General features: G+C 71.1%; 10 protein-coding genes. 4 read left to right on the top strand and 6 right to left on the bottom strand.

Translation table 11 applies throughout. The features are described 5' to 3' along the window. Positions 1–8 precede the first annotated feature (8 nt). Together OOK31_RS10420 and OOK31_RS10415 are read left to right on the top strand one after the other, a co-directional pair. Complete coding sequence (locus OOK31_RS10420) at positions 9–578, top strand: DUF6114 domain-containing protein (RefSeq protein WP_267012149.1); 570 nt, start codon at positions 9–11, stop codon at positions 576–578. Continuing rightward, positions 568–1,887 (top strand): hypothetical protein, encoded by a 1,320-nt coding sequence (locus OOK31_RS10415; RefSeq protein WP_267012148.1) that lies wholly within the window; start codon positions 568–570, stop codon positions 1,885–1,887. Before OOK31_RS10420 ends, OOK31_RS10415 begins: the two co-directional genes overlap by 11 nt. A 64-nt stretch (positions 1,888–1,951) precedes the next feature. Here OOK31_RS10415 and OOK31_RS10410 read toward each other — a convergent pair whose 3' ends face one another. The 5 genes from OOK31_RS10410 to pta all read right to left on the bottom strand — a co-directional run bounded on the left by OOK31_RS10410 (position 1,952) and on the right by pta (position 11,286). Continuing rightward, complete coding sequence (locus OOK31_RS10410) at positions 1,952–2,311, bottom strand: hypothetical protein (RefSeq protein ID WP_267012147.1); 360 nt, start codon at positions 2,309–2,311, stop codon at positions 1,952–1,954. A 20-nt stretch (positions 2,312–2,331) separates the two neighbouring features. Next, on the bottom strand, positions 2,332–6,111 hold the full coding sequence (locus tag OOK31_RS10405) for a hypothetical protein (RefSeq protein WP_267012146.1): 3,780 nt from the start codon (positions 6,109–6,111) through the stop codon (positions 2,332–2,334). Positions 6,112–6,449: 338 nt separating this feature from the next. Next, complete coding sequence (gene pyk, locus OOK31_RS10400) at positions 6,450–7,880, bottom strand: pyruvate kinase (RefSeq protein ID WP_267012145.1); 1,431 nt, start codon at positions 7,878–7,880, stop codon at positions 6,450–6,452. Positions 7,881–7,942: 62 nt separating this feature from the next. Continuing rightward, the gene (locus tag OOK31_RS10395) at positions 7,943–9,157 is read right to left on the bottom strand and encodes an acetate kinase (protein WP_267012144.1); all 1,215 of its coding nucleotides are present in this window, start codon (positions 9,155–9,157) and stop codon (positions 7,943–7,945) included. Between the two features lie 38 nt (positions 9,158–9,195). Further along, on the bottom strand, positions 9,196–11,286 hold the full coding sequence (gene pta, locus OOK31_RS10390) for a phosphate acetyltransferase (RefSeq protein ID WP_267012143.1): 2,091 nt from the start codon (positions 11,284–11,286) through the stop codon (positions 9,196–9,198). Positions 11,287–11,600: 314 nt separating this feature from the next. Between pta and OOK31_RS10385 the strand changes: the two genes are divergently transcribed. Continuing rightward, positions 11,601–12,626: an ATP-dependent 6-phosphofructokinase gene (locus OOK31_RS10385; RefSeq protein ID WP_267012142.1), complete on the top strand. Its 1,026-nt coding sequence runs from the start codon at positions 11,601–11,603 to the stop codon at positions 12,624–12,626. A gap of 138 nt (positions 12,627–12,764) precedes the next feature. On the opposite strand, the gene OOK31_RS10380 is transcribed toward OOK31_RS10385, so the two are convergent. Beyond that, a complete protein-coding gene (locus OOK31_RS10380) occupies positions 12,765–13,493 on the bottom strand; it encodes a helix-turn-helix domain-containing protein (protein WP_267012141.1) in 729 nt (242 codons plus the stop codon). 317 nt (positions 13,494–13,810) lie between these two features. Between OOK31_RS10380 and OOK31_RS10375 the strand changes: the two genes are divergently transcribed. Then, positions 13,811–14,203, top strand: coding sequence for a MerR family transcriptional regulator (locus tag OOK31_RS10375; protein WP_267012140.1), 393 nt, complete (start codon positions 13,811–13,813; stop codon positions 14,201–14,203). The last annotated feature ends 31 nt before the right edge of the window (positions 14,204–14,234 follow it).

The following is a 14,234-nucleotide window of genomic DNA, read 5'->3' as shown; positions in this document are numbered from 1 at the left end:
TGTTGTCCATGAACCCCCAGGCCCCGGTTCACGCCGCAGACGATCACTGGCTCACTGTCATGCGCCACCGCTTCCGTGCCTGGCGAGGTGCCCGTCCCTTCTGGGCCGGCCTGTTCACCCTCCTCGGCGGCGTGCCGATCATCTACTTCCCCTTCGCGGACATCCGGCTGGCCAACGTCACCCTCGCGATGGCGACGACGTCCGGCTCGGTCTCGCTGATCCTCGGGGTCCTGCTGATCACCCTGGGCTTCGCCCTCTGGTTCCAGCAGGGCATCCGCGTCTTCGCCGGTGTCGCGGCGATCCTGCTGGCCCTGGTGTCGATCCCGAAGTCGAACCTCGGTGGTTTCTTCATCGGCTTCATCACCGCGATGATCGGCGGCTGCCTCGCGCTGGCGTGGGCACCCGGAGCTCCGGCCGAAGAGGGCGCCGAGCAGGAACAGGAAGAGGGCACGGACCCGGACAAGGCGCAGGTGATGGCGGGCAACCCCTTCGGGATTCCCGCCCCCCGCGACACGGAGACGGCGTACGCGACCGAGACGACTGCCCACGCCGATGGCGGGAGGAACAGTGCGGGGTGACGAGACGCAGCGGGGCGTGGCCCCAGGCGCAGAGTCCCGTGAGAAGAAGGGCCCGCGGCACGCGGCGCCCCGGAAGTCGCTGCTGAACAAGCTCCAGATACCCGTCGGCAAGACGATGGCGCTGGCGGCGATGCCGACGGCCGTGTTCGTCGGGATGGGCATGGCCCCGAAGATGGCACTGGCCGACGAGAAGGACATCCCCTTCCTGCCCGGCCCGTGCGTGACGCGGTCCGACGAGCCCTCGGAGTCGGCGTCCCCGACGCCTTCCACCTCCAACACCAAGACGCCCTCGCCGAGCACGTCGCCCACCGCGACCCCCTCGCCCGGCGCGAGCACGTCCCCGAAGCCGGCCACCAGCCCCTCGGCCACCCCGTCGGCCACGACGCAGAAGCAGACGCCGCCGCCGGCACCCAAGCCGTCCGCGAGCACCTCCGCCTCCGCGACCCCGACGGCTTCCAAGACCGCGAACCCGCTGGACCCGCTCGGCGTCGGCGACGCCCTCAAGGGTCTGGTCGACAGCCTCGGCAAGCCCCTCAAGGACGCGGCCAAGCCGGCCACCCCGACGCCCGCGCCCACCCCGAGCGGCGCGAAGACCCCCGACCCGGCCGCGGACGCCATCCGCGAGGCGGCGAGGAAGGCCGGCGTCAAGGTCGAGGAGCTGCCGCAGGACGTCAAGGACACGGCGAAGACCCCGAAGGACGAGACGGGAGCCAAGGACGCGAAGGACACGGACGGGCCCACACCCACGGGCTCGCCGACCGCCTCGCCCTCCGGTTCCCCCTCCCCGACGGCGACGAAGGACGCGGACGGGAAGCAACCCTTCCCCTGCCCGACCCTCGACGCCGAGGCCCTCGCCAACGCCAAGCTGGAGCCGGGCATCCCGCTCCTGCCCGACGAGCCCTGGTACCTCGACAGCTCGCTGCTGACCCTCTACGGCCTCGACTACGAGGGCATCGTCGAGGTGAAGACGGCGGGCGGCAAGGTCAAGAAGGTCCTGAAGTTCACGGCGGACTCCCTGGACATCAAGGACCTCTACCAGACGGTCGGCAAGGAGGGGAACGTCGCGCACCTCAAGTCGCGGCCGGGCTCCACCTCCACGATCCGCGGCGGCAAGGTCACGATGTACACGGAGAGCCTCAAGGGCAACCTCTTCGGGCTCATCCCGATCGAGTTCACCCCGAACAGCCCGCCGCCCCTGAACGTCCCCTTCGCGTTCTTCACGAAGGTCAAGGTCGTCCAGGCCGGCCAGTTCGGCGGCAACCTCACGGTCCCGGGCCTGAAGAACTACATCGGCCCGCCGGAGAAGTAACCCCGTACGCCACTGTGGCCCGCACCCCCTCGGGGTGCGGGCCACAGCCGGTGGTGCTCCAGGGCTACGAGGCGGCCCCGGCCCCGCCCGGCGGGTCCAGGAGGTCGGCCTTGGCCTGGAGGTCCTCGGCGATGTCGTCCCAGTCGGGGCCGAAGGCGAGGAGGTCGTACGCGGCCTCGCGCAGCAGCTCCGCGTCGTCCGGCCGTTGCAGGCAGGCGATCCGGTAGGCCAGGTTCCGGGCCCACGGGGGCAGCCCGATGAAGTTCTCGGCCTTCAGCGTGCGCAGCATCGAGAGGATCTCGTCCGGGCCGGCGTAGATGATCGTTTCCACGTACTCGAACTCGGCGAGGCCGAACTGCTCCGGTGTCGCGTCCACGTTGTCCTCGGGGACGACACCGTGTCCCAGTTTCAGCAGTTCTGTCACAGTGATTCTCGGTTCACTCACTACGCGCTCCGGAAATACGTCGAGATGGACATGGCGTCCTCGCCGAACTTGAAGATGTGGCCCGTGATCTGGATGCCGTCGATGGTGACGACCAGCTCCGTCGGACCCGGACCGGCGATCTTTCCACCCATGCCCAGGAACTCCACGGTCTTGAGGATGAGGGCCTTCTCGATGTCGTCGGGATTCAGGTGCGTCGTGTCCAGCGCGGCGTAGGCCGTCTCGCCCTTCTTGGCCCTGTGCGCCCGGTGGAAAGCGTGACCCGTGCTGATCGTCCACTTCCAGCCGGCGGCTTCGACCGCCCGCTTGATGAGTGTGGGGTGGGTGCCGGCAGCGGTGAGGGTGCGGATGGCACCGATTTCCACGTGTGCGCTGACAATGGCGATCGGCCTCAGCCGCGCCAGCGTCTGGGCGGCGGCCGCCGACGTGGCGAAGAACTTGCCCAGACCCATCGCGATCTTGGTCACGGCCACCGCGACCTGCGGGATCTTCAGTACCGCGGCCCCGATGAGGACGACGTTCAGTGCCGTCCACAGGCAGCTCTCCACGTCCAGCGTGGAGAAGCACTTCCTGGCGTCGGTGACGCCCAGGACGTCGAGGAGGATCTTGCCGCCGTTCTCGATCACCCAGTCGATCACGTCCTTGTTGGCCGCGGCCAGGGCAGCGCGGTACTCGTCCACGCAGGCCTGTCCACAGGCCTTGCGCAGCGCGTCCTCCTCGCTCAGGTTCAGATCGGCCCCGCCGTATCCGGGACCGCCGTTGGACGTGCCGGCGGCGAGCTGCTGGGCGCGGAGCTCCTCCTCCCACTTGCGGTAGGCCTCTTCGGCCCGGTCCGCCGACGCGTCCGCGTCCTTCGCGGACTGCTGGGCGTTGGCGGCGGCGCCTTCGGCGGCCGTCGCGTCGGACTCGGCCTTGGTGGCCGTGCTGCTCGCGGCGTCGGCGTCCTTGGTCGCGGCGTTCGCCGCGGTGCGGGCGTTGGCGGCGCTCTTCTCCGCCTCGGTGGCCTCGCTGTTCGCGGCCGCCGCCTCGCTCGCGGCATCCCTCGACGCGTTTCCGGCCAGGACGACCTCCGCGCCGGCCTGGGAGTTGTACTCGGTCGTCTTGGTCTCCGCCGTCTTCGCGGCCGCTGCGGCATTCGCCGCCGTGGTGGCGGAGGCGCGCGCCGCGGCCACCGACTTCAGGGCCGCGGCCGTGTCCGCGGCGGCGGCCGCCGCTGCCTGCGCGGCGAGCTTGGCGTCGCCGTTGGCCTTGTCGGCGAGCGCCTTGGCGTCGGCGGCCGCCTTCGTGGCCTCGTTGGACTTCGCGGTGGCTGCGGCCGCCTGCTGGTCGGCGAGGGACTTGGCCGTCTGCCCGATCAGGACGGCGAAGGCCGCCGCCGAGTCCGACTCCCGGTACGGGGTGCCCGCCGCGATGGCGGTGTTGGCCGGCTTCACCGCTTCCGCGGCCGAGTCTCGGGCCGCCACGGCCGCTTGCGCGGTCGCGAACGCGTGTCCGGCGGTGATCGCGGACCATGCCGAGGTCTTCTCGGCCTCGGCCTTGGCGGCGACGGCCTCCTTCTTCGCCTGGACCGAGGCCGCCTGGGCCTTCTTGGCCTCCTGCTCCGCCTTGACGGCGTTTGCGGAGGCGGCGTCCGAGGCGTCGATGGCCTCGGCGGCCGCGGCGTGCGCGGTCTGAGCGGCCGCGTAGCTGGTCCACCACTGAGACGTCGCGTTCTCGTACGCGGCCTGTGAGCGGGAGGCGGCGCCCTCGGCGCGGGTGGCGGCGGCGCGGGCGTCGACCGCCGCGGTGCCCGCCTCGTTGGCGGCGGTGCGGGCCCTGCCCGCCGCGCCCTTCGCGTCGTTGGCGGCCGTACGGGCCTCCGTGGCGGCCTTGCGGCTGTCACCGGCGGCGGCCGTGCCCTCGGCGGCGGCCGCCGCGGACTCCAGGGCGGCGGCGCGGGCGTCCGTCGCCCGCATCGTGCGCTCGGCCTCCGCCGCGTCGTCGCGGGCCATGGCGGCCTTGATCTCCGCGGCCTCGGCCACGTCCCGCTTGCCCGCCGCGGTGTCACCGGCGCTCTCGGCCGCGGTACGGGCCTTGGCGGCCGCGTCGCGTTCGGTGGTGGCCCGGCCCTCGGCCGCCTGGGCCTTGTTCCGCGCTGCCGTCGCCTTCGCGTGCTCGGACTTGGCGACGTCGCGTTCCTGCTCCGCCTTGACGCGCTGTGCCTTGGCGTTCTCCGCCGCGGTCTTGGCCGTGGCCTGGGCGGTCTCGGCCTTTGCCTGCGCCGCCTTCGCCTTGGTGGCGTTGTCGGCCGCTTCCTTTGCCTGGGCCGCGGCGGAGTCCGCCGCGGCCTTGGCCTGGGCGGCGGCTTCCTGGGCGGCTATGCGACGGAACTCGGTGTTCAGGGCGTGCGACTGGGTCTCTGCCAGCGCGTACAGGGTCTTGCTGTCCGCGACGGTCGCCTTGGCGGCGTTCGACGCGGTCAGAGTCGCCTTCGAGGCGGCCTCCGCGGCCGCCGCCGAGGCCTTGGCGACCTGGACGGACTGCTGGGCGAAGAGCAGGCCGCGCCCGCGCGGGGTCTTGGTCGCGTCCGCGACGGCCCACGCCGTGTTCTGGGCGGTGTTGGCCTTGTCGGCGGCCGTCTTGGCGGCGGTCGAAGCCGTCGCCGCGATCTTCACCTGGTCGGCGGCCTTGGTGCGGGCGGTGGTGAGGTCCTTGCCGGCCTGGGTGAACACGGCGGCCGCGGGCCGGTTGGACGCGTTCGCGGGCTGGCCGGCCCAGTACTTCTGCCAGGTCAGGATCTGGTCGGCGAGCCAAGCCTGCCCGAGCGCCTCGGTCATGGCCGCGGCGGCCTTGCGGGTCTCCCCGGCGGCGGTCACCTCGGCGTTGACGATCTCGTTGCGCGGGGTCGTCTGGCCGGCGTACTCCTGCTCCCACTCCAGGTGCGCGGTGACGACGATCGGCGACATGACCCGGTAGTAGTCGATCGGGTTGCGGCTGTCGCAGGCGCCCCAGGCGGCCTTCATCGCCTCGACCTCAAGGCGGAACTCGACCGAGCCCTCGGCCGGCGTCTGCTTCATGAAGCCGCCGAGCCGCAGGTAGCGGGCGACGTCGCTGGCCGTCGCGGCGCCGTAGTTGAGCTCGGTCTTGTCCGCGTCGTCGACGACGGAACCGGTGACGAAGTCCAGGTTCGGGTCCTGCCCCTTGAGCTGGGCGGCCAGTTCCCTCGCCTTGTCCGCCGCGGCCTTGGTGGCGGGCGCGTGCCCGTCCTCACCGAGCCGGTAGTACAGGTTCCGCTGGTCGTAGGTGAAGGCGACGATGTCCTTGTCGAACTGGGGCGCGTACCGTGCGACCCCGCCGCGGTTGCCGGTCTCCCAGTAGACCTTGTTGGACGCCTCCCAGCGGTCCCGACGGTCGCTGGACTCCAGGAAGGAGCCCTCGTAGGCGTCGCGGTCCTTGAACATGGCCTGGCGCAGCGGGTCCATGCCCATGACCGGGTCGGTGGCCGTGGCCAGCTCCGCAGGCGTGCCGGTCAGGGCCTTGGCCGCCGACTTCTTCAGCTCGGGCCCGCCGACGTGCAGGGCGAAGCCGCCCGAGCAGCGGTCCAGCCGGGCTTGTGCGCCCAGGCTGATGGGCCGGTACGCCGGCTCGTCGTCCGGCGGTATCTCCACGGCCGAGGCCGGGGCGGCGCTGATGAGGCCGGCCAGCAGGGCGGCGCTGGTGGCCAGGGCGGTTCCGGCCAGGCCGCGCCGTACGGCAGCGCGGACCGCAGGGCTTCTGCCCCGCAAAAGGGTGGATCTCTTCACGTGCTGTGCCTGTTCTTCGGAGCGAAGCGGACAGCCCGAAGGAAGGCATGCGGACGTAAGGGCGCTGGTCAGGCGCGTGTGATCAGTTTCGGCCTTCCCCCGAGGCGTGAACTGACAGTTTCATGGTCCGGCTTACCGCCGGTAGCACGTTTTCAGCCATGTCTACTGGAAGGTAGCTATCGCACAGGAAGTTCACAGGGGTCCGGTCGGGGGTGCGGTCCGGAAAACACCGAGGGCGGCATCCCGGGATCCGGGATGCCGCCCTCGGTCTCTGTGCGGCAGAGTCGGGCAGGGGTCAGGCAGGGGTCAGGCAGGGGTCAGGCAGGGGTCACGCAGGGTCAGTCGCGGGCTCCGCCGCCCACGTGGTGGACGCGGACCATGTTGGTCGTGCCCGGGACGCCGGGGGGCGAGCCGGCCGTGATGATCATGGTGTCGCCCTCGTTGTAGCGGCCCAGCTTGAGCAGCTCCGCGTCGACCAGGTCGACCATGGCGTCCGTGTTGTCCACGTGGGGGACGATGGCCGACTCGACGCCCCAGCTCAGGGTGAGCTGGTTGCGGGTGTTGACGTCGGTGGTGAAGGCCAGGATCGGCTGCGTGGCGCGGTAGCGGGACAGGCGGCGGGCCGTGTCGCCGGACTGGGTGAAGGCGACCAGGGCCTTGCCGTCGAGGAAGTCCGCGATCTCGCAGGCCGCGCGGGCGACGGAGCCGCCCTGGGTACGGGGCTTCTTGCCCGGGACCAGCGGCTGCAGGCCCTTGGAGAGGAGCTCCTCCTCGGCCGCCGTGACGATCTTCGACATCGTCTTGACGGTCTCGATCGGGTAGGCACCCACCGAGGACTCGGCGGACAGCATGACCGCGTCGGCCCCGTCGAGGATCGCGTTGGCGACGTCGGACGCCTCGGCGCGCGTCGGGCGCGAGTTGGTGATCATCGACTCCATCATCTGGGTCGCGACGATCACCGGCTTGGCGTTGCGGCGGCACATCTCGATGAGCCGCTTCTGGACCATCGGGACCTTCTCGAGCGGGTACTCGACGGCCAGGTCGCCACGGGCCACCATGACCGCGTCGAAGGCGGCGACCACGGCGGCCATGTTCTCGACGGCCTGCGGCTTCTCGACCTTGGCGATGACGGGGACCCGGCGGCCCTCCTCGTCCATGACCTTGTGGACGTCCTTGACGTCGTTGGCGTCACGGACGAAGGACAGGGCGACCATGTCGCAGCCCATCCGCAGGGCGAAACGGAGGTCGTCGACGTCCTTCTCCGACAGGGCGGGGACGTTCACGGCGGCACCCGGAAGGTTGATGCCCTTGTGGTCCGAGATGACACCGCCCTCGATGACGATGGTCTTGACCCGGGGGCCCTCGACCTCCGTCACGCGGAGCTCGACGTTGCCGTCGTTGATCAGGATCTGGTCACCCTTGGCGACATCGCCCGGGAGGCCCTTGTAGGTGGTGCCGCAGATGGACTTGTCACCGGGGACGTCCTCGGTGGTGATGGTGAACTCGTCACCGCGCACCAGCTCGACGGGACCCTCGGCGAAGGTCTCCAGGCGGATCTTGGGGCCCTGGAGGTCGGCGAGGACGCCGACCGCGCGCCCGGTGTCCTCGGAGACCTTCCGGACGCGGTCGTACCGCTCCTGGTGTTCTGCCTGGGATCCGTGGCTGAAGTTGAATCGGGCCACGTTCATACCTGCCTCGATGAGCGCTTTCAGCTGCTCATACGAGTCGACGGCGGGGCCCAGCGTGCAGACGATTTTGGAACGGCGCATGGAGCGGATCCTATCCGTTTGTTTCGTAGCGGAATATTCCGTCTGGTGGAAAGTCCAAGTGACTACTGGGTAACCAGCGCGTACGCCTGGGTGGCGATCTCCAGCTCCTCGTCGGTCGGGACCACGGCCACGGCCACCCGGGCGTAGTCCGCGGACACCAGCCGGGGCTCGGCGGAGCGCACCGCGTTGGCCTCCAGGTCCAGCACCAGGCCCAGCTCCTCCAGGCCGGCCACCGTCGCCTCCCGCACGGCGGCCGCGTTCTCGCCGACGCCCGCCGTGAAGGCCACCGCGTCCACCTTCCCGAGCACGGCCGTGTACGCGCCGATGTACTTCTTCAGCCGGTGGACGTACGCGGCCAGGGCGAGGCGGGCCGAGGCGTCGCCCTCGTCCGCCCGCCGCTGCACCTCGCGCATGTCGTTGTCGCCGCACAGACCCAGCAGACCGCTCTTCTTGTTGAGCAGCGAGTCGATCTCGTCGATCGACAGACCCCCCACCCGGGCCAGGTGGAAGACGACCGCCGGGTCCAGGTCGCCCGAACGGGTGCCCATGACCAGCCCCTCCAGCGGGGTCAGCCCCATCGAGGTCTCCACGCACACCCCGCCGTGCACGGCCGAGGCCGAGGCGCCGTTGCCCAGGTGCAGCACGATCACGTTCACGTCCTCCACCGGCCGGCCCAGCAGCGCGGCCGTCGCCCGCGAGACGTAGGCGTGGGAGGTGCCGTGGAAGCCGTAGCGCCGGACGGCGTACTTGTCGGCCGTCGCGGTGTCGATCGCGTACCGGGCCACGTGCTCCGGCATCGTCGAGTGGAAGGCGGTGTCGAAGACGGCCACCTGCGGGACGTCCGGGCGGAGCGAGCGCGCCACCTCGATGCCGGTCACGTTCGCCGGGTTGTGCAGCGGGGCCAGCGGGATCAGGCTGCGGATCTCCGCCAGCACCTCGTCGTCGATCACGGTCGGCTCGGTGAACCGGGTACCGCCGTGCACCACGCGGTGGCCGACGGCGGCCAGCTCGGGAGAGTCCAGGCCCATGCCGTCGGCGGCCAGCTCCGCCGCGACCGCCGTCAGCGCGGCCTCGTGGTCGGCGATCGGGCCGAGCCGCTCCCGCTTGCCGCCGCCGGCCGCCGGGCCGGTGAACGGTTCGTGCACGAGCCGGGAGGTGTCCTCGCCGATCCGCTCCACCAGGCCGGACGCGAGACGGGACCGGTCCGCCATGTCGAGGAGCTGGTACTTGACCGACGAGGAGCCGGAGTTGAGGACGAGGATGCGCGTTGCGGTCACGGTGGGGGTCTTTCCTTCTCGCGGACGGTGGGGGTCGGTCAGGCGGTGGGGGCCGGTGCGCCCTGGGACTGCGCCTGGATGGCGGTGATCGCCACGGTGGTGACGATGTCCTGGACCAGCGCGCCGCGCGAGAGGTCGTTGACCGGCTTGCGCAGGCCCTGGAGCACCGGGCCGACCGCGACGGCGCCCGCCGAACGCTGCACGGCCTTGTAGGTGTTGTTGCCGGTGTTGAGGTCCGGGAAGATCAGCACGCTCGCCCGGCCGGCCACGTCCGAGCCGGGCAGCTTCGTCGCGGCGACGGAGGGCTCCACGGCGGCGTCGTACTGGATCGGGCCCTCCACGGCCAGGTCGGGGCGCTGCGCGCGGACGATCTCGGTGGCCTTGCGGACCTTGTCCACGTCCGCGCCGGAGCCGGAGCTGCCGGTCGAGTACGAGAGCATCGCGATCCGCGGCTCGACGCCGAACGCGGCGGCCGTCGCGGCCGACTGGACGGCGATGTCGGCGAGCTGCTCGGCGTTCGGGTCCGGGTTGACCGCGCAGTCGCCGTAGACGAGGACCTTGTCGGCCAGGCACATGAAGAAGACCGAGGAGACGATCGAGGCCTCCGGCTTGGTCTTGATGATCTCGAAGGCGGGGCGGATGGTCGCGGCGGTGGAGTGCACCGAGCCGGACACCATGCCGTCGGCCAGGCCCTCCTGGACCATCAGCGTGCCGAAGTAGTTGACGTCGGTGACCACGTCGGCGGCCAGCTCGACGGTCATGCCCTTGTGGGCGCGGGCCTTGGCGTAGTACTCGGCGAAACGTTCCCGCAGCGGCGAGGTCGCCGGGTCGATCAGCTGCGCGCCGGAGATGTCGATGCCCAGGTCGGCGGCCTTCTTCAGGATGGCCTGCTCCTCGCCCAGCAGGGTCAGGTCGCAGACCCCGCGGCGCAGCACCACGTCCGCCGCGCGCAGCACGCGCTCCTCGGTGCCCTCGGGCAGCACCACCCGGCGCCGCTCGGAGCGGGCCCGCTCCAGGAGTTCGTGCTCGAACATCATCGGGGTGACCCGCTCGGAACGGGCCACGGACAGCAGGCCGCGCAGCTCGGTGGTGTCCACGTGCCGCTCGAAGAGGCCGAGCGCGGTCTCCAGCTTGCGCGGGGTCGCGGAGTTCAACCGGCTCTGCAGGGAGAAGAGTTCGGCGGCCGTCGGGAAGCTGTTGCCGGCCACCGAGACCACCGGGGTGCCGGGCGCCAGCTTCGAGGCCAGCGTCAGGACGTCCTGGCTCGGGCGCTCGTTCAGGGTCAGCAGCACCCCGGCGATCGGCGGGGTGCCGGAGGTGTGCGCGGCCAGCGCGCCGACGACCAGGTCGGAGCGGTCCCCGGGGGTGACGACCAGGCAGCCGGGGGTCAGGGCGTTCAGGAAGTTCGGCAGCATGGCCCCGCCGAAGACGAAGTCCAGCGCGTCCCGGGCCAGCCCGGCGTCGTCGCCGAGCAGCACCTCGCCGCCGAGGGCCCGGGTGATCTGGGCGACGGTCGGGGCGGAGAGGGACTTGTCGTCCGGCAGGACGTAGCAGGGCACGGGGAGGCGGGCGGAGAGCCGCTCGGCTATGACGTCGCGGTCCTCGGCGGCCACCCGGTTGACCATCATCGCCACCACGTGGCAGCCGAGGCTCTCGTACGCCCGGTAGGCGTTGCGGGCCTCGGCGCGCACGGCCTCGGCGGGGTGCTTGGTGCCGCCGACGACGGGAACGACGACCGCCCCCAGCTCGTTGGCGAGACGGGCGTTCAGCGCCAGCTCGTCGGGCAGGTTGGTGTCGGCGTAGTCGGTGCCGAGGACCAGCATGACCTCGTAGTCCCGGGCCACCCGGTGGTAGCGGTCGACCAGCTGGGAGACCAGCTCGTCGGTGCCCTTCTCCGCCAGGATGGCGGAGGCCTCGTGGTACTCCATGCCGTAGGCGGTCGCCGCGTCCTGGTCGATCCGGTAGCGCGCCTTGAGCAGGTCGAAGAGCCGGTCCGGCCCGTCGTGCAGCAGCGGCCGGTAGACGCCGACCCGGCCCGTCTGGCGGGTGAGGAGTTCCATGATCCCCAGCTCGACGACCTGCCGGCCGTCCCCCCGCTCGATACCGGTCACGTACACGCTGCGCGTCACGCGTGCTCTCCGTCCCATTGAAAGTGTGGTGTGTGTGGTGGTGGATCTAGGACTCGGTTGTCCCGGTTAGGGTGGGCTTGACCTCTTGACAATACCTCCGCGGGTGGATAGGACGCCCGCCGGGAAAAGGCCTGCCCGAGGGGGCCGAAAGGCCCTGCGGCCCGGGTCGCATGCCGAGCGCTCCCCGCTCGGCCCGTGGAACAATCGGACAGGCTTCATCAATACGTCCTTCATACGTCCTTCATATGTACGGGGGCGGCCGTCCGCCCGCACGCGAACGGCCAGGTCCGACCAGGAGCAGGAGACACAGCACGATGCGTATCGGAGTTCTCACCGCAGGCGGCGACTGCCCGGGCCTGAACGCTGTCATCCGTTCGGTCGTACACCGGGCCGTGGTCGGGCACGGTGACGAGGTCATCGGTTTCGAGGACGGCTTCAAGGGCCTCCTCGACGGCCACTACCGCCCCCTCGACATCAATGCCGTCAGCGGCATTCTGGCCCGCGGCGGCACGATTCTGGGTTCAGCGCGCATGGAGCGCGCCCGGCTGCACGAAGCCGCCGAGAACGCGGCCGAGTTGGCCCGGCGCTACGAGATCGACGCGCTGATCCCGATCGGCGGAGAGGGTACCCTGACGGCCGCCCGGATGCTGTCCGACGCGGGGATGCCGGTCGTCGGCGTACCGAAGACCATCGACAACGACATCTCCTCCACCGACCGCACCTTCGGCTTCGACACCGCCGTCATGGTCGCCACCGAGGCCATCGACCGCCTCAAGACCACCGCCGAGTCGCACCAGCGCGTGATGGTCGTCGAGGTCATGGGCCGTCACGCCGGCTGGATCGCCCTGGAGTCCGGGATGGCCGGCGGCGCCCACGGCATCTGCCTGCCCGAGCGGCCCTTCGAGGTGGACGCCCTGGTCAAGATGGTGGAGGAACGATTCGCCCGCGGTAAGAAGTTCGCCGTCGTCTGCGTCGCCGAGGGCGCGCACCCCGCCGAGGGCTCCATGCCGTACGAGAAGGGCGCCATCGACCAGTACGGTCACGAGCGCTTCGCCGGCATCGGCAACCGCCTGGCCGTCGAGCTGGAGCACCGCCTGGGCAAGGAGGCCCGCCCGGTCATCCTCGGCCACGTCCAGCGCGGCGGCACCCCCACCGCCTACGACCGCGTCCTCGCGACCCGCTTCGGCTGGCACGCCGTCGAGGCCGTGCACCGCGGCGAGTTCGGCAACATGACCGCCCTGCGCGGCACCGACATCGTGATGGCCCCGCTGGCCTCCGCCGTCACCGAGCTCAAGACCGTCCCGGAGAACCGGATGTACGAGGCCGAGTCGGTCTTCTGACCGGCCCGCCCCGGCAGGCCCGTACGGGCCGCGCGGCCGGGACCTGCGTCACGGATCCCACGCCGAACGGCCCCGGGCGCTCCCCCGCGAGGGAGCGCCCGGGGCCGTTCGCGGTGTCCCGCCCGGTCCGGACGCGTCCTATCGCGCACCGCCGGCCACCGACCAGAACCGGTTCACGATGTCCGCCAGGAACTCCCGGCCCGCGTCCCCGGTCCCGGCCGTGCCCCCGCCGCCGCCCCAGCTCAGGGTCGCCACCATCAGCGACTGGTACTCGTTGTGGAGCACCTCCAGGACCCGTTCCAGGTGGGCCTTGGGCACCGGCAGCAGCTTGGCGAGCGGCTTCGCGTACGCCTGCCAGCGCGTGGTGACCGCGCTGCGCAGCATCTCGGCGAGCTCGTCCTGTTTGCCGGTCGCCGTCACGAACTGGGCCAGGGTCAGACCGAGCACCGAGGCGAGGGCGGCGGACTGGCGTTCGTTGCCCTTCCAGCGCCCGGTGTCCTCCATCTTCTGGTACGAGTTCGCCTCCAGCCCGATCCGGCGGGCCAGGTCCTCGGGGTCCAAGCCCCGGGACAGCCGGTGTTCGCGCAGGGTGACCGGTTCGGCGTACAGCTCGCCGGGGGAGCACCAGAGCACGCCGGCGAGGGCCGTCAGCTCGGCCGAGGTGGGCGACAGTTCGCCCCGCTCCCAGGCCATGACGGTCTCGGGCGCGACGAGCAGTCCGTACTGGGCCCGGAGGCCGTAGGCGACATGACCGGGGGCCATGCCCAGGGCCGCGCGCAGACGGCGCGCGGCGGGGGCATTGAAAGGTGGGCTGGAGTGCACAGGGCACACGGTAGAAGTGTCCAAGCCGTGGCGACTACAGACCATTCAAACAAGCCCATAACTCGTAGGAAAGTCCTATCGCGCTCGGCGATTTGGGCTGGTTTTCCGATGACTGTCCGGTAATCGGATTGTTCGAAGATCCATTTACAGCGTACGGATTCAGCCACTCCATTTCAGGGGTCCGGGCACACTCGTCCAGTGATCCCCGTCACACACCCTGAACCCGCCGTTCCTCCCGTACGTGATCCATACCGGGGCCCTCGCATACGGGGGTGGCGAGGGCCCCCGACCCCCCCCGTCGCCCCCGCCCCCGTTCCCGTTCCCCTTGCCTTGACGCCGACGTCAAGGAATACGGTCGGACCATGCGAATCGGCGAACTGGCCGAGCGGGCCGGGACCAGCACCCGGACGCTGCGGTACTACGAATCCCGCGGGCTGCTCACCGCGCGGCGCACCGACAACGGCTACCGGACCTACGACGAGGACGACCTGCGCCTGCTGCGCCAGATCCGCACCCTCCAGGACTTCGGCTTCGAGCTGGAGGAGACCCGGCCGTTCGTCGACTGCCTGCGCGCCGGGCACCCGGCCGGGGACTCCTGCCCGGCCTCGCTCGCGGTGTACCGCCGCAAGCTCGCCGAGCTGGACGGCCTCATCGGTCAGCTCGCCGACGTACGCGAGCAGGTCGCCCGGCAGCTGACGGCCGCCGAGCGGGCCGCCGAGGAGCCGGCCGCGCCGCGCTGCGAGATGACCGGCTGACCGGCCCACCTGCCCGCACGCACCGCACCAC

The sequence above is a fragment of the Streptomyces sp. NBC_00249 genome, assembly GCF_026342355.1.
Taxonomy (GTDB): domain Bacteria; phylum Actinomycetota; class Actinomycetes; order Streptomycetales; family Streptomycetaceae; genus Streptomyces.
This window is presented reverse-complemented; position numbering and strand designations above follow the sequence as displayed.